Below are 17,551 nucleotides of genomic sequence, written 5' to 3'. Positions count from 1 at the left end.
ACAAAGGGGTGTTCTGTTATGAATATAACAATTAACGAAGACGCACTGAACTGGTATAAGGAAGAGCTCGATTTAGAAAGCGGAGACCAGGTTCGCTTTTTCGTCCGCTACGGCGGCTGCAGCAACGTTCAAAAGGGATTTTCCCTCGGAGTGGCGAAAGATGCCCCGCAAGAGGCTGGAGCCACTGCAGAAGCCGGCGGCATCACCTTCTTTATTGAAGAAAGTGATCTATGGTACTTCGATAACCACGACCTACTAGTCAGCTATTCAGCGGACGCTGATGAACCGGTTTTTGAATACCAATAAAAAGAACGCACGTTATGTGCGCTCTTTTTTTTATAAATGAAATCTTATAAGATGATCTGTCAGGTTTTCTTGTTCCAAAATATATTTCTGTGTCTCTCCCAGCAGGTCAAAGTGAGGAAATTCACTTTTTTTATGTATCCATTCTTTTTTTAAACCGTACGCCGCTCCCCACTGAATCAGCTTATCAATATCTGCACAGCCTGCTTTTGTCACAGTCTTTGCTTCCGGAAAACGGTCATCCAGCCAGTAATGTGTTAAAAATGCGATTTCTCCTCTTTTCACTGCTTGTTTCCAGCGGTTGAGTTCCTCACGTTTCACACCAAACGCCATATCTTGTTCACTTCCCTATTTTTTGGCCTTTTCATATGCTTCGTGCCAATCAGGGAAAGCTTTACGGAACTGAATAGGCTTAAAGCTTTCTTTATCCACACAAATATGAGATGAGGTGGCTTCGATGGAAAGCACACCGGCCGGATTATAAATGTGATAACCATAGATCGTTTTAAAGCCGTTGTATTCCTCTATCCATGTATGCACAACCGCGGTTTCTCCGTAATGAAGCGGCTTTTTATAGGAAATATTGATATCAACGACTGGAGACAGAACGCCTTTCTTTTCCATATCACTGTATAAAAAGCCTAAATCCTTAATGAGGGCCGTTCTGCCGACCTCCATCCATACAAGATAATTTGCGTGATAGACAATCCCCATTTGATCTGTTTCTGCATAACGCACTTCTATTTCTTTTTTTGATACATGCAAGATTACTCTGCTCCCTTAACGTCAATTTAGCCCCATTTTACCATAATCAAATCAGAAAGAAAAAAACCAGGTTTCCCTGGTTTTTATGAACGGTATCCATTTTGTCTCGCTGCAGATTCGTCTTGAATCTCATTACGAAACGCTTCGATACTCTGTTCGCGTCTTTCATTTTTTTCTTTGATACGCTGTTTATCTTCTCCTGAAGCAAACTCCATTGATTCTTCTGCTTCTTCTATGTTTTCAATTGTATTTTGAACCATATCCTGCAATTTTTCTACGTTATCAGAACGATCATCAGGATTAGGCTGCTGGTATTGATTTTGGTTCTTTGTCATTCGGATGTACCCCCTAGAATTAAACTTGATTCGGCGCTACTCGCCTTTTGTCTGCATGATGATCGGCTGCTGTCCGGAAGTATCATGCATTTTTTCCCCTTTATTGGCTTTATATTTTACAGGCTTTGTACCCAAGTGACTTGGCGCATATTGAGGCTGACCGTTTTTCTTGTTGTTTCCCATGTTTATCCCTCCTCAACAGATAGGATTCTCAAAAGGAGGGGTAAACATGAATACAAATTAAAGGTTATTTTTGCTTAAATCGCTGTTCAAGCTTTTCCTCAAGCTGATTTAAATACTCCGTATTGGTCATCAGCTCTTTTTTGTTTTCCATGACGAGCTCATGAAAAGAACGCTTTCTCATCTTCTTCACTCTTCTCACCTCCGCATATTCTTTTATTTTTTCCAATTCTGAAAACTTGTAAGCATATCTGAACATAAAAAAACTGAATCTAATCAAGATCCAGTTTTTGTTCCATTTCTTTTTTTGTCATGGTGCCAATGTGTATGTCTTGAATAACACCTTTTTCATTTAAGATATACGTCGTTGGATATGACATCACGTTATAGTCAGCATTAATCCCTTTTTTATCAATCAGAATGGGAAACGTTAAATCGTACGTATCAGCAAATGCCCGGACCTGTTTCTCGCTTTTCTCAGCTGAAGTGAAATTCACAGCAACAACTGCAAGTTCGTCGGCGTGTTTTTTTTGCAGCTGTTCCATCGCCGGCATTTCCTGACGGCACGGTTTACACCAAGTTGCCCAAAAATTGAGCAGTACTTTTTTGCCTTTTGTGTCCTGTAAGGAACTTTTCTCTCCCGATAGCGTTCTCAAAGAAAAATCAGGTGCTTGCTGTCCCTCTTCAATCCCGACTTCTTTTTTGCTGTATGTTTGATACAAATTCCATCCCATATACCCGGCAAGCACGATCAGCAGGATACCTGCGAGCCATTTTTTCAGCATATGCCACCTCCGCAGCACACTTTGTCATAAAAAGAAGAGAAAGCAGAAACGCCTTCTCTTCCTATTGATTCATCAGGACTGCTTCATTTTTTCACGAAGCACCATTTGCAGGATGCCGCCATGGCGATAGTAATCAATTTCCACTTCACTATCAAAGCGGACGACTGCTTCAAATGTTGTTACATTACCGTCTTCATTGATTGCTCTTACTGTCACAAGGTCACGAGGGCGAACTGTTTCATCAACATCAACCTCGATAACTTCTTTACCTGTTAAACCGAGTGTTTCCGCATTTTCACCTTGTTTAAACTGAAGCGGCAGCACACCCATGAATACAAGGTTGCTTCTGTGAATTCTTTCAAAGCTCTCAGCAATTACCGTTCTGATGCCGAGAAGGTTTGTTCCTTTTGCAGCCCAGTCACGTGAAGATCCCATACCGTAGTCTTTTCCTGCTAATACGACAAGACCTGTTTTATCTTCTTTGTATCTCATGCACGCATCATAGATGGACGTTACTTCACCAGTCGGCCAGTACGTTGTAAATCCGCCTTCTGTACCCGGTGCGATTTGGTTTTTGATGCGGATGTTTGCAAATGTTCCTCTCATCATAACTTCATGGTTTCCGCGGCGGGAACCGTAGGAGTTAAAGTCACGAGGAGAAACGCCTTTTTCTTGCAAATACTTTCCGGCAGGCGTGTCTTTTCCGATTGCCCCCGCAGGAGAAATATGGTCAGTTGTGACTGAATCGCCGAATTTACCGACAACACGCAGACCTTTTAATGGCTCAACCTTACCTGGCTCAACAGACATTTCTTCGAAGAATGGCGGGTTTTGAATGTAAGTTGACTCGTTATCCCATTTATATAGCGCTTCATCTGTTGTTTCAATCTCATTCCATCGCTTGTTGTCATCAAATACTGTTTCATACTCTTTGCGGAAGAGCTCAGGCGTAACAGTTTGCTTAACAAGTGAATTGATTTCGTCCATTGACGGCCAAATATCGTTAAAGTATACGTTTTGACCATCTTTGCCCACACCAATCGGATCAGTTTTCAGATTAATGTTTACCGTTCCAGCCAGTGCATATGCCACAACGAGCGGCGGAGAAGCAAGATAGTTGCCTTTAACAAGCGGGTGAATACGCCCTTCAAAGTTACGGTTTCCGGAAAGGACAGATGTAATCAGAAGATCATTTTTCGCAACCGCTTCTTCGATTTCTGGTGAAAGCGGACCTGAGTTTCCGATACATGTTGTACATCCGTACCCTACGAGGTTAAAACCAAGCTCTTTCATGTATGGAAGAAGGCCTGAATTCACAAGATATCCTGTAACGACTTTAGAGCCCGGTGCAAGTGACGTTTTTACGTAATTAGGCACTTTAAGCCCTAACTCAACCGCTTTTTTCGCTACGAGTCCGGCGCCGATCAGAACGTATGGGTTGGATGTATTCGTACAGCTTGTGATCGCAGCAATGGCAATCGCACCCGTTTTCATAACGGTTTCTTCGCCGTTAAGGAGTTTAAACTTAATTTCTTTTTCTTCTTCTTCAGCATTCAAACCGAATCCTTGGTTACCCGCAGGGCTGACTAAATGCTTTTTAAACGTTTCCTGCATAACAGAAAGCGGGATCAAATCCTGAGGGCGTTTTGGACCTGATAAGTTTGCTTCAATTTGAGACAGGTCAATTTCAACCACATCAGTAAATTGAGGGTCTTCCACATCTGGAGTGTAGAATAAGCCATTGCTTCTGCAGTATGCTTCGACAACATCAATATGTTCAGGATCACGGCCTGTCAGGCGCAGATAGTTTAGCGCTTCTTCATCTACTGGGAAGAATCCGCATGTAGCACCATATTCCGGAGCCATGTTCGCAATAGTTGCACGATCTGCAAGCGGCAGTTCAGCAACCCCCGGTCCAAAGAATTCAACAAACTTACCGACAACGCCTTTTTCACGCAGCACCTGTGTCACTTTTAACGCCAAGTCAGTAGCTGTTGTTCCGTTCGGAAGCTTGCCGACAAGTTTTGCGCCGATTACCTCAGGAACTGGGAAGTAAGAAGGCTGTCCAAGCATTCCCGCTTCAGCTTCAATTCCGCCGACACCCCAGCCAAGAACGCCGATACCGTTAATCATTGTTGTATGTGAGTCTGTTCCGACAAGCGTATCAGGATACGTTACAAGTTCACCGTCTTCTTCAATAGCATGGACGACACTTGCCAGGAACTCTAGGTTTACCTGGTGCACGATACCTGTTGCAGGCGGCACTGCCTGATAGTTATTAAACGCTTTCTTTGCCCAGCTTAAAAATTTGTAGCGCTCTGCATTTCTTTCGAATTCCAAGTCCATATTAATAGCTAACGCATCTTCTGTGCCCGCTTTATCAACCTGTACAGAGTGGTCGATAACGAGATCAACAGGAATTTCAGGGTTAATTTTATCAGGATCTCCGCCGACAGCTGCCATCGCTTTACGCAGTGAAGCAAGGTCTACTACTGCCGGAACCCCTGTGAAGTCTTGTAAAATAACACGAGACGGTTTAAACGGAACGTCGATTTCCTTTAATTCGGCAGTTCCCCATTTTGCCAAATTTTCCACGTGTTCTTTTTTGATGACGAATCCGTCAACTTGACGCAATACTGATTCTAAAAGAACTTTGATGGAATAAGGAAGCTTCGAAACCTTCCCGATACCTAAATCTTCTAACGCCTTTAAAGAGTAGTAATGATATGTTTTCCCATTAGTAGTAAACGTTTTTCTCGCTTGGAAAACGTCCTTTGCTGCAGTTTTTTGCTCGTTTGCCATTCTCCAAAATCCCCCTTCAGATCAGATCATTCTCAGATGAAGTAAATTCCATCACAATTTTCTCACAATTTCATATTAAAACAAAATCATACATAAGTAAATATCAATGTTTTTATTAAATACAATAAGTTCGGCTTATCGGACAAATGTACCGGTAATTATTACTGTTTATGCTCTCTCATATAACGCAACAAAAGGAGCCATATTATGATTGAGGTGATAATGATGGTCAAAAGAAAAGCGAATCACGTAATTAACGGAATGAATGACGCGAAAAGCCAAGGCAAAGGCGCCGGCTACGTCGAAAACGACCAGCTTGTACTGACTGAAGCTGAACGCCAAAATAATAAAAAAAGAAAAACCAATCAATAACACCGGACTCTTTTAAGGAGGTTCTCATTTTATGACCAATAAAAATACAAGTAAAGATATGCATAAAAACGCCCCTAAAGGACACAATCCGGGTCAGCCGGAGCCTCTCAGCGGAAGCAAAAAAGTGAAAAACCGAAACCACACAAGACAGAAGCACAACTCAAGCCATGATATGTAAGAAAAGCAGACATTAGTGTCTGTTTTTTTATGCGTTCACCCATTTCTGATATTCCGCATATGATGTAAAGCAAGGTTGATATGTGGAGGAATGCTTCCATGACCCATTCAAAACGTAATGATGCTAATGATTTCGATAGTATGGATGAATGGCTTCGGCAATTTTTTGAAGACCCCTTCGCCTGGTATGACGAAACATTGCCTATTGATTTATATGAAACAAGTCAGCAGTATATTATTGAAGCGGATCTGACTTTTTTACAGCCGACACAAGTAACGGTTACCCTGTCTGGCTGCGAGTTCATCTTAACAGTCAAATCGTCAGGGCAGACTTTTGAAAAACAAATGATGCTTCCTTTTTATTTTAATGACAAAACCATTCAAACAGAATGCGAAAATCAAATACTCACAGTTGCCGTCAATAAAGAAACAGAAGATGGTTCTTCTTTCTCTCTTCAATTTCCTCTCAGCTAACATAAAAAGTCACTTTCATCCCCTATTATGAAAGTGACTTTTTTCCGTCCATTTATCATCAAATACCCTCTAGTGACTCTCCCATGGCCAAATAGCAGATTCACTATACAATAGAATATGATCTATTATCTCTTTTGACTAGACGTCTATCACTTTTTTCTATTCTTTTTTTACTGTGTTCTTCTAATCTCTCTTCGTATACAATATGGTTAGAATAAGGGGGAATGATTGATGCTGGAAGGCTGGTTTTTGTGGTTTATTCTGTTTTGGGTGATCATGATGGTTGTCTTATTATCAATCGGCGGTTTTTTTATGTTTCGAAAGTTTTTAAAGCGTTTACCGAAAGAAGATGGCAGGTCAGAGCTTGATTGGCAGGATTACTATATCGAAAACAGCATGCATTTGTGGAGCAATGAAAACAAACAATTTCTTAATGAATTGGTTTCGCCGGTTCCGGAGCTGTTCAGAGATGCAGCAAAAGCCAAAATCGCAGGGAAAATCGGTGAGCTTGCATTAGAAGAAAAGGTATCAAAGATTGATCAGCAACTGATGATCAGAGGCTACATTCTCGCAACTCCTAAAAGAGATCATACCTTCTTAAAAAGACATCTGCAGGACAAAAAAATCGATCTCGAACCTTATCAGACCCTTCTCAAATAAAAAACCTTTCCTGATAGAAGGAAAGGTTTTTTAATTCATTTGAATATTAGCTGACTGCAGCTCGTTATGAAGTTTTCGATATGATAAATACATGGCGATTCTCCACGGTACAATCATACCGAAAGCCAGAATCCAAAACATTCCGCTCAGTGCGCCGTAATCAATTGATGTGCTCAAGATCGATTTCATCACGATTCTGATCACCAAAAGACCGACTAATATAAATGCAAATGCTTTAGAGCGTTTCATGTAAATTTCATTATTTTTAATTTCAAACTTAGAAGTTTTGATGAGAAAAATAGAGAAAATCACGCCTAAAGTGATCGCTTCTAAAAACTCTGCACCAGTGACCCAAAATACCGGAAATAAAAACATTAACGCTCCCGTACTCATAAATATCGGCGGAAGAATGATTTTTTTCGGTGAAACGGGCTTGTCAGAGGACTTTATTCTGACCACCATCACAGCTACAGCCATTAACACAGCAATAATCGATGAAACTATAATCATCATACTTATCATTCCTTTGTTTCTAGGAGTGTTGATACTATATACTATACTCCAAAATAATAAAAAAAACCATTTTGAAAAGAAATGACGTTACTATCCCATAACGCGGCGGACAGCTTCTAACACTTTTGTTTCCTCGAACGGCTTGACAATAAAGTCCTTTGCCCCCAGCTCAATCGCTTCCGTTACAATTCTTTGCTGGCGCATGGCGGTGCACATGATGACCTTCGCTTTAGGATCGAAGGTTAAGATATCACGAAGCGCCTTAATGCCGTTTTTCACTGGCATTGTAATATCCATTGTCACAATGTCCGGCCGCAGTTTTTTATACAGGTCTGCTGCTTGCTCACCGTCCGCCGCTTCGCCTGCGATTATGTAATTTGCCTCTTCCAAGATCTCTCTGATTTTCACCCTCATGAACTTGGCGTCGTCTACAACTAAAACTCTTGTCATATTCCCCTCCAACAATCGATTTCCACAGATAATAGTCTCATTGTACCAAAAACAAAAGGACTAGTAGTAGTACGAAAGTAATTTACCGTCAAAAACCAGTAAATCCTCCAAAAAGATCCGACAGCAAAATAATGATCAGGCTCATCCAATTAAAGAATAACAACACACCAATCACAATCATCAAAACGCCGCCTGCTTTCATGATCAAAAGCTGGTTCTTTCTTATCCACTTCAGCTTTGTGATAAAGAAAGACAATAAAAGAAACGGAACAGCAAAACCGAGTACATATAACACCATGTACGGCACCGCTGAGCCTGGATTTGTGCTTGCAAGTGTAATAACAGCAGCTAATATCGGACCGGTACATGGCGTCCATCCCGCCGCAAATGCCATTCCAATTAAGACGGAACCTAAAAACCCGCTTGGTTTATGCTTAAAATGGATTCTTCGCTCTTTCATCATAGCCTCAGGCCGGAACACGCCGAGCGTAATGAAACCGAACAATATAATAAGCAACGCGCCAATTTGCCGAATCGCATCGTGATAATCCCTAAACAGGCTGCCAACAAAAGATGTTCCATAGCCTAAAGCGATAAAAATGACTGAAAAGCCAAGCAAAAAACACAAAGTATGAAACAAGCTTCTTTTCTGCAGCAGCAGCTTTTCTGTTTTCACATCATCCATGCTGACCCCTGTAATATATGACAAGAAAGCTGGGTAAAGCGGCAGGCAGCAAGGCGAAATAAAGGATAAAAATCCTGCTCCGAATGTCAAGAAATAATTCACGTCTCCCATGTCATCATCCCTTCATGATTTGACATTCCTTCAAGTTATGACAAAATCATTTCATTTTTTTAACACTTTCACTTGAAGGATTTCTATTTTCAGAAAAAACTTATATAATTTAATTTGACATTGAGATATTGTACTCCTTCTCATTTGAAAATTAGTATAAATATGGATATAATATAAACATTCACTTTGAAGATCTAATGTATGAAAGGATACATCCCTGTGATTAGAGAGCATCTATTAAATGAAATTGAAAAAAAAAGAGCAGAGCTGCTGCAAATTGTCATGGCGAACGGAATGACATCTCATATTACGATAGAGCTCAGTCAGGAGCTTGACCATCTTCTCATACAATATCAAAAGCAGCGCCTTAGAGCAGTAGCGGGTGATGAATGATTGCAAAATAAAAAACCCGTATAAGGGTTTTTTATTTTATAACCATGTTTCTCTATATCATAATCTTTACGTATTATTTCGTTTGATTATTCATGGCTTTCATCATTTGATTGATTTTCTTTTGAGAAGGTTTCATTCCCATTTGCATCATCATCATGCGTAACATTTGTTCATTAATAGGCGGATTCTTTTTAAGGTAGCTCATCATATATTTACGAGCAATAAAAAACCCGAGTGCAACACCTATGAGCAATGCAACTACGCCCACTAGGATGCCAACCCATAAAGTCATTTTATTTCCTCCTTCATGTTGTCTAGTTTAAAGTGTACTAAACCAAAAGCTATTATACAACATTTACATCTCTTTTTCTTCGGTTTTAGACAAAATTTCTTTCTTTCACCGGATTTAGCCATCCATAACGCTTCGAATTAAAATCCATAGCCAGAAAGCAAGGGCTTACTTTTCTCAACACTTCAAAGAAAATCGTTTCTGCCTCGTAATCCCCAGAAGCCACTAATTCTATCATGTGCTCCTTCATCATAAACGTCGCGTGGCCTTTTGCTTTCGGCAAAGCTAATCTATAAATATAATCCAGCTGCCTGTAATCCGTATTGTTTAAATTCATTTTTAACCGCTGATGCATATGTAAAATCGGGATTGGCTGTGTAATATATTGAATCTGTTTCTCTGTCATTTCATACTGCTGCTTTGTCAGGCTTGTCCAATGATAGTCTTGAAACAGCTCAAACATAACCGATTCCCGCCCGAAATAGTGATTGGCAAACTCCTCTTTTATCAGGTACGTATAGTAGTGACGTTCCATCTTTTCATCCCCTTTTCCAGCAGCATTTCATTTGCTCTCTATTATACAAAAGAAGAAAAGAAAGAATTGTCTATTACTGTTAAACAGCCAATACTATTTTTGTCGGATAAACAAGAAAAAGAGGATGATTTGACTCATCCTCTTTAAAAGACTTTTACTTATTGATTAATGCTTTAACTCGGTTCACTACGTTTGGAACTGAGAAGCCGTATTCATTGATGACGGTTTCGCCAGGAGCAGATGCACCGAATCGGTCTATGCCGAGCACGTCTCCTTCAAGCCCTGTGTATTTGCCCCATCCAAATGATGCGCCCATCTCAATCGCAAGGCGTTTTTTCACATCTGCAGGAAGGACAGTGTTTTTGTATTCAACAGATTGTTTATCGAAACGGTCCATTGAAGGCATGCTGACAACAGAAACATCGATATTTTCTTTTGCCAATTCAGCTTGTGCTTCAATCGCAAGACCTACTTCAGAGCCTGAAGCGATAAGAAGAGCGTCAGGTGTTTCGTTTTTAGATTTAGAAACGACATATGCACCTTTTTCTACTCCTGCCAATGCTTCTTCAGCTGTTTGGTCAATCGTAGGAAGGTTTTGGCGTGTCAATACTAGCGCTGTTGGCTGGTCAGTGCTTTGCACTGCAAGCTTCCATGCTGCCGCTGTCTCATTTCCATCTGCAGGACGGATCAAGGAAAGGTTAGGCATCGCACGGAGTGAAGCAAGCTGTTCAACAGGCTCGTGCGTCGGGCCATCTTCACCTACCGCAATACTGTCATGTGTGAAGACATAAGTGACAGGAAGACCCATTAACGCTGCAAGGCGAATCGCCGGACGCAGGTAATCAGAGAAGACAAAGAAAGTTCCGCCGAATACACGCAGTCCGCCATGGAGCGCCATACCATTTAAGGCTGCACCCATCGCAAATTCACGAACACCGAACCAGAAGTTTTTGCCTGAGTAATCAACCGCTGTAAAATCACCGGCATTTTTAATTGTCGTTTTGTTTGATCCCGCTAGGTCAGCAGATCCTCCGACAAAGAATGGAATTTTTTTCGCAAGTCCGTTGAGAACTTCACCGGAAGAGGCGCGGGATGCCAGGCTGCTTCCTTTTTCATAAACAGGAACCTCTTGATCCCAGTCCTTCGGAAGCTCTCCTTTGATTGCCAGCTCAAGCTGTTCAGCAAGTTCAGGATAAACTTCTTTATATTTAGCGAATTGAGCATTCCATTCTTGTTCTTTTTTCTCTCCTGATTCTTTAACCGCTGCAGCAAAATGCTCATATACTTCTGACGGTACGTAGAAATCTTCTTCATACGTCCACGCGTAAGCTTCTTTTGTTAACTTGCTTTCCTCTTTACCAAGCGGAGCACCGTGAACACCGGATGTGCCGGCACGGTTAGGTGAACCGAAACCGATTGTCGTTTTCACTTCAATTAATGTAGGTTTCTTTTCATTTTGGCGTGCTTTTTCGATAGCTGCTGTTAATTCTTCGATGTTGTTTCCATCCTCAACATAAAGAACTTCCCAATTCATTGCTTCAAAACGCTGTTTCGCGTTTTCAGAGAATGAACGGTCGAGATCTCCATCGAGAGAGATGTCATTAGAATCGTATAATACGATCAGACGGCCAAGCTGAAGATGGCCTGCGAGTGAAGCGGCTTCAGAAGAAATGCCTTCCATTAAATCACCATCACCGCAAATACTGTATGTATAATGATCGACTACGTTAAATGAATCGCGGTTGTATGTTTCCGCTAAATGGCGTTCAGCGATAGCCATTCCGACCGCCATGGCAATTCCTTGCCCGAGCGGACCAGTTGTCGCATCCACACCGGCAGTATGCCCGAATTCCGGATGTCCAGGTGTTTTGCTGCCCCACTGGCGGAATCCCTTAAGATCTTCGATGCTAAGATCAAATCCGCTTAAATGAAGCATGCTGTATAAAAGTGCTGACCCGTGTCCAGCAGATAAAACAAAACGGTCACGGTTAAACCAGCCAGGGTTTGCCGGACTAACGTTCATAAATTTTGTCCACAGCGTGTATGCCATTGGAGCGGCCCCCATTGGCATCCCTGGGTGACCAGAATTTGCTTTTTCAATAGCGTCTATTGAGAGTGTGCGAATGGTAGCAACTGATTTCTTTTCAATTGTATCCATAAAAATCCCCTTCCTTATGTGTTGTACCCTTACATCATAAATGTCTGACGACTTTTTCTCAACTGTTTCAGCTTAAATTCGAGAGAAACTTGTTGAATTTTGTCACATAAGAGTTTTGCTCATAGTATATGCAAAAGAGGAATACGATATTTCCGTATTCCTCTCATATTAGTGAAGTTTGTTATTTCTTTGTTCTTTTTTTAGCTTTTCTGGTGTTACATCATTGCCTTCTGGGTCAATGATTTTCACACTTTTTAACGTGTTTTTCATAGAAGAGCGAAAACCTTTCAAGTACTCTTGACGGAGCCTTTGCTGTTCGGCTTTTTCCTCTTCTGTCATAACGCCAGCTTTGGCTTTAGCAGCAAGTTCATTAATTCTGGCAATTTTAGCGTTTGAAATCATGTTAAACTCCTTTATTGCATTTTGTCTATATAGTACTAGATCAAAAAGAGTTTTACAACTGATTCACTCGGCTGTCTCATCATTCTCTATGTATTCCTGATACCGCCGGTGGACGGTCGCTTTAGACACATCATAGCCAAACCCTCTTAGCGTTGCCGCAATTTCTGCGAACGTCAGTTTATTCGCTCTTAGGCGGACGATCTCTGAGATTGGGACCTCTATTCTTTCTTTTCCGCTGTTTTCATGTTGGTTTTTCAGGTTTTTTTGCGGTTTAAAACCGTTTTTTACTGCACGCTTCATTCCCCGCTTGATTTTCATGTTGTGAATTTTTCGCTGATACTCTTCCACTATGCTGACGATCTCCAGCACCATCGAGTCAGCCTCCGATAACTCCAGTTCACCTCTGTGAGCCGTTGTATAGACTTGCACACCTTCTCTGTAGATACAATGGAGCAGGGCGATTTTTGCATTTCCCCGGCCGAGCCTAGTCTCATCCTGAACCAAAATAACATCGATTCCCGAATTCTTGATCTCATCAAGCAGCTCAAATACACCGTCCCGATCAATTTCATATCCGCTGGCTTTTTCAGAAATTACTTTGACGACTTCCATGCCGTTCTCGGCTGCAATGGCCGTTAGCTCCTCCATCTGCCGCTTTAATGATGTTTCCTGCTGTTCTTTATTTGTGCTTACGCGGGCATATATGAGTGCTTTCATTTTTTCTATCTTTCCTCTCTATCTTACAGTTGCCAATTCATATGCATCCTGATGCTTCTTTTTCAATGGAATCACCAACTCATCTCCCGGCTGGATATCAGACGTCTGCAGATGATTTTTATCAGCTACCCATTCAATAAAATCGTTTTTGTTTATCTTTTTTGTATCTGCTACCTGATCAGCAATTGACCAAAGTGTGTCGCCTTGCTGGACTTTTATTTTAGCATACTGATTAAGCTCCTGACCGCTGCTTGTATATGACAGCAAAAGGATAACCGCGCTCAAAATCACTGAGAATAGACCGACAAAAATAATAGATTCTTTACTCATGACCATAACCTCCAACAGGAATGTTTGTTCGCTTTTTTATAATTTCAGTATATACGAACAAACGTTTCTGTCAATTGTTTTTTCGAACCTATGTTTGTACTGTAAGGAAAATCATGCTATAATCTTCTTAAAATCGACGTTTTGAGGTGCGAAAAATGACGAAGCTATCAAAAAGGCAACTTGATATCCTCCGTTTTATTAAAGCAGAGGTTAAATCAAAAGGATATCCGCCTTCCGTGAGAGAAATCGGAGAGGCTGTTGGGCTTGCGTCCAGTTCAACTGTCCACGGCCATTTGGCCCGTTTGGAAACAAAAGGGCTGATCAGACGGGATCCGACAAAACCTAGAGCAATAGAAATACTTGATGAAGAAGTAGACATTCCGCAAAGTCAGGTCGTTAATGTACCGGTCATCGGGAAAGTCACGGCGGGATCTCCTATTACAGCAGTAGAAAATATTGAAGAATATTTTCCGCTTCCTGACCGTATGGTTCCTCCGGACGAGCATGTATTTATGCTGGAGATAATGGGAGACAGTATGATTGATGCTGGTATTCTCGATAAGGATTATGTCATCGTTAAACAGCAAAATATAGCGAACAACGGGGAAATTGTAGTTGCGATGACAGAAGATGATGAAGCTACGGTAAAACGTTTCTATAAAGAGGATACTCACATTCGCTTACAGCCTGAAAACCCAACGATGGAACCTATCATCTTGCAGAATGTCAGCATTCTAGGGAAAGTGATTGGCGTGTTCAGAACCGTCCATTAACCTATTGATCTATCAAATGCATGAAATAACCCCCTCTTCCTTTACGGAGAGGGGGTTTATTGTACAAAAAAGCAGGCTCGCCCTGACTTTTGGGTGCGAGCCTGAATAGGAGGAAAAAGAACATCATGTTTACACCATAATTATCCACCAAACAATTGTTGAAGTCAAGAAATTTTCTTTCCTTCAGGAAACTTTTATAAAAATATTGTCCGTTTAACACATTAGACGTTATCTCCTTAAAAATGTTTCATTTTCTTAGGTCGTGGAATGATGCAGCTTCATGTTATTTAAGGAGCGCGGCAATTGAAATTTAATGAAAATTTAGTACACAGTATAGTTGGTTCAACATTTCTAAAAAAACAGCTCACTTTTCTTGATCAACGTGAGCTTCAATCAAAATGTAAATACTGTATACCATAACTGCCCTTTACCCGAACACTTGTGCAGTTTTCTGAGTGTTCTTCTGCAAATATACGGTATCGGTGAAATGGATCGATAGAAACCTTATCCTGAGCACTAAAATCAAACCAGCTGCCGCTGAATTGCTTCGTGCTCAGTGTGGTATATTCTCCCGTAAGCCTCATTCGCTGAAGTTTAATCTCAACTGAACAAGTATTGGCTCCCAAGATCGTAAACTGATAGCCTAAAATATAGTCGATCGCCGGAACATCACTGATATTTTCCAGAACAAACGATTTTGTGCTGTCATTTAAAATAAAGTCTGTTTTGTGATCAAAATCTAAAGCTGACGCATGGGGACTGGCATTGCCAAAAAAACACATCAAAACTGCTGTTAAGCCTAAGATTTTTATTTTCAATCACATCCCTCCTTTACCATATTTTAACCTTACATAAGATTTATGTATATGTTCTGTGTAATATCAAGAGGTCGTTCAATCATAAAAATCCATATGTGTTTTATCCTGTTTATAATAACGAAGCCTGTCTTGAAGGGTTCCTGTATGAAATTCAAATTTGTGACCGTCTGGATCGGTAAAATAAATTGATTTTCGATCGCGTTCATCTCGTTCTCTGCCAGGCAGAATATTGACATGAAGCCTTTTTAATCTTGCTGACATTTCCTCAAACTCATGATCTTCAATAGTAAATGCAATATGGGTGTAAGACGCCATAATGTCATTTCTCGGAATGCCAGGTTCTTCATTAAGCGCAAGCCAGATGCCATTTAAATCAAAATATGCTGTTGTTTTTCCCTTAACCAGAAGCTTGGCATCAAACACTTTTTGATAAAAATCAATTGATGTATACAGATGAGAAACTGAAAATAATAAGTGATTGATTCCTTTTATCTTCACAAATCATTCCCCCTTGAAAGCTGATCATCCATATGTACGACTTTTTCCCAAAAAAGTTTCATGCAGTCAGCAAAAAATACCAGTGTAAACAACATCGGATTGTTTACAATAATGACTGTCGAATTGAATTACTTATGTTTTTGATAATTTGTTTACAGCTAAGGGTTTTCTTCAAAAATAACAATTTAGGTGGTCAAATGAAACATATCATTGCTCTTGCTTCAAAGGTTGCTTTCACTCTCGCCCTTTTATATGTGATTTTGGACAGAGTCTATCACGCGCCCTTTTTAAGTGTGATGTTTATTGCACTTTTCCTAGGTTTTGTTTCCTATCTATCCGGTGACATGCTCGTCCTTCCCCGCACAAACAATATTACAGCTTCATTAGCTGACTTTGGGCTTTCATTCGTTATTCTTTGGGTCTTTGTTTTAACCCAAACAAGAAATGATTTCCCACCGTTTGCAGCTGCTCTACTTTCCGCTGCCTGTCTTACTGTTTTTGAATACTTTTTTCATCGGTATCTGCTAAAAAATGTGCTGGATGAAACCTTCCGAAATGAACTGTCAGCCAGGGATAACACTCTACAGTATCAAACAGAAGCCGCAGATGAGCTGTTTCCTGACGTTACGAATGAGAAGCATGAGGAATAGGAGGCTTAGCGCCTCCTATTTTTCAGTAGCTATTATTGATAAAACGGGACATCACTTCTGTAAAATCATAAAACCTCTCATTTTGAGTAACAGATCTGCTTTTTAAAGAAAAAACGCCGAACAAAGATTTTCTAAAACCTGTGCTCATTTCTAACTGGATACTCAAACCTGTTTTTGATTTATTTGCGATGTTATTCGGACTTACGCCTGCATGCGGATGATCCATACCGAGCAATACAGCAGGAAAACCGGCATTTTGCAGTTTTTCAACTAAATCTGCCGCTCTTACGCGATCTGTACCGCCGACTTCGATCTGCTGATCTTCTTCTGCATATCCGTGCAATGAAATGACATATTCATGACTTCCCGTCATTTTCAGGGCCCGAGGCTCATCAAAATGCGTGCTCGTAAGATGCAGCACTGAGTTTCCTGACGATTTTAAGCCTTCAAATAAATACAACGAGTACTCTTTGCTGAGCTCTCTCGCTATTTCACTTGTCCCGCCTTCAATACCTCCTCCGTGAATGGCTAAAACAAGAAGAGGGCTGCCGGTTTCTTTCGTAACAATGCCGTAATCAGAAGGATCTTCATTGTTTTTTAATTCCTCAAAATTCTGATATACATCTTCAGCATATATTGAAGAAATCGGAGTAAATACCATAAAAATAAACAATATTTTTACAATTTTAAGAGTTGATGGAAAACGTTTGGCTATGTTACAATCAACATGCTTCAAGGAATGGAGCAAACGGCGGAGCAGGGATACTTTGGCCGGTTTCATCTACTCCGCCTCTAAGTCCAAATCAACAGGATGTCGGTTTCTTTGAGGCTTTAGCACGAATTTCTCGTCCTCCTTGTTAAATTTTTGTTAAATTCACAATATTATATACCATTAGCCCGGGCGCTGTTCTTCCCATTTCTGAATTTATAAAAGTAAATTGGCACCAACTGCCTTTTTCTCAATTCCCATATCAAACAAAAAAACGCACCTGCCCTTTGGCCTGTGCATTTTTATTTTCGTTTCATTCTTTGTTTCTTTTCTTTATTCAGTTTCATGATGTTTTTTTCAATTTTTCTTATTTTTCGCCTTTGCGGGATTGTTTTCACTTCATCATAAACAGCGATAAACCCGCTTAATGTCACTGTTGCAATGTAAAGGGCACGCTGTTTGATCATCCGGTCAGCGTGCGTATGATCACCCGCTTCTTTTTCCAGTCTTTCGGTTATGTCTTTATCAAACAGCTGATCGACATACACTTGTTTCATTCCCACTGTAAATCCCGCAGTCAGCCAAAGAATCAGAAAACAACTGATATAAAACATCATTAAACCTTCCTTTCCCATCTAGATGCGGCGCAGAATTGCAATGTCGCTGA

At 40.7% G+C, this 17,551-nt stretch carries 28 protein-coding genes; 8 read left to right on the top strand and 20 right to left on the bottom strand.

Going from position 1 to position 17,551, the window contains the following annotated elements:
• Positions 1-18 precede the first annotated feature (18 nt).
• A complete protein-coding gene (locus Q5C82_RS04870; RefSeq protein ID WP_003221257.1) occupies positions 19-306 on the top strand; it encodes a HesB/YadR/YfhF family protein in 288 nt (95 codons plus the stop codon).
• A 30-nt stretch (positions 307-336) separates the two neighbouring features.
• On the opposite strand, the gene Q5C82_RS04865 is transcribed toward Q5C82_RS04870, so the two are convergent.
• From Q5C82_RS04865 to acnA, 7 genes are all read right to left on the bottom strand, one after another.
• Positions 337-636 (bottom strand): hypothetical protein, encoded by a 300-nt coding sequence (locus tag Q5C82_RS04865; protein ID WP_003221255.1) that lies wholly within the window; start codon positions 634-636, stop codon positions 337-339.
• A gap of 15 nt (positions 637-651) precedes the next feature.
• A complete protein-coding gene (locus Q5C82_RS04860; protein ID WP_003221252.1) occupies positions 652-1,068 on the bottom strand; it encodes a YbgC/FadM family acyl-CoA thioesterase in 417 nt (138 codons plus the stop codon).
• An 83-nt stretch (positions 1,069-1,151) separates the two neighbouring features.
• On the bottom strand, positions 1,152-1,403 hold the full coding sequence (gene tlp, locus Q5C82_RS04855; RefSeq protein ID WP_003221250.1) for a small acid-soluble spore protein Tlp: 252 nt from the start codon (positions 1,401-1,403) through the stop codon (positions 1,152-1,154).
• A gap of 36 nt (positions 1,404-1,439) precedes the next feature.
• Entirely contained in the window at positions 1,440-1,586 is a 147-nt protein-coding gene (sspN, locus tag Q5C82_RS04850; protein ID WP_003221249.1) for an acid-soluble spore protein SspN, read from the bottom strand.
• A gap of 64 nt (positions 1,587-1,650) precedes the next feature.
• Positions 1,651-1,776, bottom strand: a complete 126-nt coding sequence (locus tag Q5C82_RS04845) for an FbpB family small basic protein (RefSeq protein WP_003244964.1) — start codon at positions 1,774-1,776, stop codon at positions 1,651-1,653.
• Positions 1,777-1,855: 79 nt separating this feature from the next.
• Positions 1,856-2,368, bottom strand: a complete 513-nt coding sequence (locus Q5C82_RS04840; protein ID WP_003221243.1) for a redoxin domain-containing protein — start codon at positions 2,366-2,368, stop codon at positions 1,856-1,858.
• A 72-nt stretch (positions 2,369-2,440) separates the two neighbouring features.
• A complete protein-coding gene (gene acnA, locus Q5C82_RS04835; protein ID WP_003221241.1) occupies positions 2,441-5,170 on the bottom strand; it encodes an aconitate hydratase AcnA in 2,730 nt (909 codons plus the stop codon).
• Positions 5,171-5,395: 225 nt separating this feature from the next.
• Between acnA and sspO the strand changes: the two genes are divergently transcribed.
• The 4 genes from sspO to Q5C82_RS04815 all read left to right on the top strand — a co-directional run bounded on the left by sspO (position 5,396) and on the right by Q5C82_RS04815 (position 6,853).
• Complete coding sequence (sspO, locus tag Q5C82_RS04830) at positions 5,396-5,542, top strand: acid-soluble spore protein SspO (protein WP_003221239.1); 147 nt, start codon at positions 5,396-5,398, stop codon at positions 5,540-5,542.
• Between the two features lie 31 nt (positions 5,543-5,573).
• Complete coding sequence (locus Q5C82_RS04825; protein ID WP_003221237.1) at positions 5,574-5,720, top strand: small acid-soluble spore protein P; 147 nt, start codon at positions 5,574-5,576, stop codon at positions 5,718-5,720.
• A gap of 80 nt (positions 5,721-5,800) precedes the next feature.
• Complete coding sequence (cotM, locus tag Q5C82_RS04820) at positions 5,801-6,193, top strand: outer spore coat protein CotM (protein WP_079287803.1); 393 nt, start codon at positions 5,801-5,803, stop codon at positions 6,191-6,193.
• Positions 6,194-6,424: 231 nt separating this feature from the next.
• Entirely contained in the window at positions 6,425-6,853 is a 429-nt protein-coding gene (locus tag Q5C82_RS04815; RefSeq protein ID WP_003221232.1) for a DUF2621 domain-containing protein, read from the top strand.
• 30 nt (positions 6,854-6,883) lie between these two features.
• On the opposite strand, the gene Q5C82_RS04810 is transcribed toward Q5C82_RS04815, so the two are convergent.
• From Q5C82_RS04810 to ccdA, 3 genes are all read right to left on the bottom strand, one after another.
• Complete coding sequence (locus tag Q5C82_RS04810) at positions 6,884-7,375, bottom strand: CcdC family protein (RefSeq protein WP_079996377.1); 492 nt, start codon at positions 7,373-7,375, stop codon at positions 6,884-6,886.
• Between the two features lie 81 nt (positions 7,376-7,456).
• Positions 7,457-7,816 carry a response regulator gene (locus Q5C82_RS04805; protein ID WP_003221228.1) on the bottom strand — a complete coding sequence of 120 codons (360 nt, stop codon included), beginning with the start codon at positions 7,814-7,816 and terminating at the stop codon, positions 7,457-7,459.
• Between the two features lie 88 nt (positions 7,817-7,904).
• Positions 7,905-8,612 (bottom strand): cytochrome c-type biogenesis protein CcdA, encoded by a 708-nt coding sequence (gene ccdA / locus Q5C82_RS04800; protein WP_003221225.1) that lies wholly within the window; start codon positions 8,610-8,612, stop codon positions 7,905-7,907.
• 219 nt (positions 8,613-8,831) lie between these two features.
• On the opposite strand from ccdA, the gene ynzD reads away from it, so the two are divergent.
• Positions 8,832-9,005, top strand: a complete 174-nt coding sequence (gene ynzD / locus Q5C82_RS04795; protein ID WP_024121579.1) for an aspartyl-phosphate phosphatase YnzD — start codon at positions 8,832-8,834, stop codon at positions 9,003-9,005.
• A gap of 73 nt (positions 9,006-9,078) precedes the next feature.
• Here the strand turns inward: ynzD and Q5C82_RS04790 are convergent, their stop codons facing one another.
• From Q5C82_RS04790 to yneA, 6 genes are all read right to left on the bottom strand, one after another.
• Complete coding sequence (locus tag Q5C82_RS04790) at positions 9,079-9,297, bottom strand: YneF family protein (protein WP_003221221.1); 219 nt, start codon at positions 9,295-9,297, stop codon at positions 9,079-9,081.
• Between the two features lie 85 nt (positions 9,298-9,382).
• Complete coding sequence (sirA, locus tag Q5C82_RS04785) at positions 9,383-9,829, bottom strand: sporulation inhibitor of replication protein SirA (protein ID WP_003221218.1); 447 nt, start codon at positions 9,827-9,829, stop codon at positions 9,383-9,385.
• A gap of 154 nt (positions 9,830-9,983) precedes the next feature.
• Positions 9,984-11,987, bottom strand: a complete 2,004-nt coding sequence (tkt, locus tag Q5C82_RS04780; protein ID WP_003221216.1) for a transketolase — start codon at positions 11,985-11,987, stop codon at positions 9,984-9,986.
• Positions 11,988-12,155: 168 nt separating this feature from the next.
• Entirely contained in the window at positions 12,156-12,389 is a 234-nt protein-coding gene (locus Q5C82_RS04775; protein WP_003221214.1) for a DUF896 domain-containing protein, read from the bottom strand.
• A gap of 63 nt (positions 12,390-12,452) precedes the next feature.
• On the bottom strand, positions 12,453-13,106 hold the full coding sequence (locus tag Q5C82_RS04770) for a recombinase family protein (RefSeq protein ID WP_003221212.1): 654 nt from the start codon (positions 13,104-13,106) through the stop codon (positions 12,453-12,455).
• An 18-nt stretch (positions 13,107-13,124) separates the two neighbouring features.
• Positions 13,125-13,442, bottom strand: a complete 318-nt coding sequence (yneA, locus tag Q5C82_RS04765) for a cell division suppressor protein YneA (protein ID WP_079996375.1) — start codon at positions 13,440-13,442, stop codon at positions 13,125-13,127.
• Between the two features lie 149 nt (positions 13,443-13,591).
• On the opposite strand from yneA, the gene lexA reads away from it, so the two are divergent.
• Positions 13,592-14,209: a transcriptional repressor LexA gene (gene lexA / locus Q5C82_RS04760; RefSeq protein WP_003221207.1), complete on the top strand. Its 618-nt coding sequence runs from the start codon at positions 13,592-13,594 to the stop codon at positions 14,207-14,209.
• Between the two features lie 389 nt (positions 14,210-14,598).
• On the opposite strand, the gene Q5C82_RS04755 is transcribed toward lexA, so the two are convergent.
• Both Q5C82_RS04755 and fosB read right to left on the bottom strand, forming a co-directional pair.
• On the bottom strand, positions 14,599-15,027 hold the full coding sequence (locus Q5C82_RS04755; RefSeq protein ID WP_003221203.1) for a hypothetical protein: 429 nt from the start codon (positions 15,025-15,027) through the stop codon (positions 14,599-14,601).
• Positions 15,028-15,102: 75 nt separating this feature from the next.
• Positions 15,103-15,525 carry a metallothiol transferase FosB gene (gene fosB, locus Q5C82_RS04750; RefSeq protein ID WP_003221202.1) on the bottom strand — a complete coding sequence of 141 codons (423 nt, stop codon included), beginning with the start codon at positions 15,523-15,525 and terminating at the stop codon, positions 15,103-15,105.
• Between the two features lie 197 nt (positions 15,526-15,722).
• On the opposite strand from fosB, the gene Q5C82_RS04745 reads away from it, so the two are divergent.
• Positions 15,723-16,175, top strand: a complete 453-nt coding sequence (locus tag Q5C82_RS04745) for a YndM family protein (protein WP_003221200.1) — start codon at positions 15,723-15,725, stop codon at positions 16,173-16,175.
• 22 nt (positions 16,176-16,197) lie between these two features.
• Here the strand turns inward: Q5C82_RS04745 and Q5C82_RS04740 are convergent, their stop codons facing one another.
• Positions 16,198-16,956: a poly-gamma-glutamate hydrolase family protein gene (locus Q5C82_RS04740; RefSeq protein ID WP_003221198.1), complete on the bottom strand. Its 759-nt coding sequence runs from the start codon at positions 16,954-16,956 to the stop codon at positions 16,198-16,200.
• Between the two features lie 230 nt (positions 16,957-17,186).
• Positions 17,187-17,501 (bottom strand): membrane protein, encoded by a 315-nt coding sequence (locus Q5C82_RS04735; protein WP_032727207.1) that lies wholly within the window; start codon positions 17,499-17,501, stop codon positions 17,187-17,189.
• Positions 17,502-17,551 lie beyond the last annotated feature (50 nt).

This window comes from uncultured Bacillus sp. (assembly GCF_958411575.1).
Lineage (GTDB): Bacteria > Bacillota > Bacilli > Bacillales > Bacillaceae > Bacillus > Bacillus spizizenii.
This window is presented reverse-complemented; position numbering and strand designations above follow the sequence as displayed.